The sequence below is a fragment of the Oleiphilus sp. HI0067 genome (assembly GCF_001635735.1).
Genome location: NZ_LWFI01001698.1, coordinates 1 through 677, shown reverse-complemented (window position 1 = coordinate 677; position 677 = coordinate 1). Strand labels below are relative to the sequence as shown.

General features: G+C 43.1%; 2 protein-coding genes. Both read right to left on the bottom strand.

The annotated features are described in order from the left end of the window. On the bottom strand, positions 1-279 hold a 279-nt coding region (locus tag A3739_RS27040), incomplete at its 3' end, for an exonuclease domain-containing protein (RefSeq protein ID WP_255376799.1). Positions 280-287: 8 nt separating this feature from the next. Next, on the bottom strand, positions 288-677 hold a 390-nt coding region (rnhA, locus tag A3739_RS27035), incomplete at its 5' end, for a ribonuclease HI (protein WP_068503458.1).

Below are 677 nucleotides of genomic sequence, written 5' to 3'. Positions count from 1 at the left end.
GAACGCTGCGTTATGAATGACAAGTTCCGAACCATCAACGAATGCGAAAAAATCATCGGCTATCTGAGCAAAACGAGGTTTGTCTTCTAAGAACTCATTGGTAATGCCGTGAACGGAAATCGCCTCTTCTTCGACAACGCGATCAGGGTTAATGTAAACATGGTAATGATTGCCAGTCAGCTTACGATCGATCAACTCAACGCAACCGATTTCAATAATGCGATGACCTTGTTTTGGGTCAATACCCGTGGTTTCGGTATCTAGAACTACCTGTCTCATTCTTACATCTACCCTTTGTTATTGAGTGCGTACTCAACACCTTTGTTCGCCAGTGCGTCTGCGATATCATTCTCGGTATGATTGCTGTGACCTTTTACCCAATGCCACTCAACTTCATGGCTTTGGCACATCGCATCTAGCGCTTTCCACAAATCAGCATTTTTTACGGCTTTCTTAGCAGAGGTCTTCCAATTGTTCTTTTTCCAACCGTGAATCCAAGTTTCAATACCATTCTTTACATACTGAGAGTCAGTAAAAAGACGCACTTTACTAGGCCTTTTTAATGCACGAAGCCCTTCAATGGCACCAGTTAACTCCATTTTATTGTTCGTAGTATCTAGCTCACCACCAAACAATTCTTTTCTGTGTGTACCGCTTATAAGCAGAGCTCCCCAGCC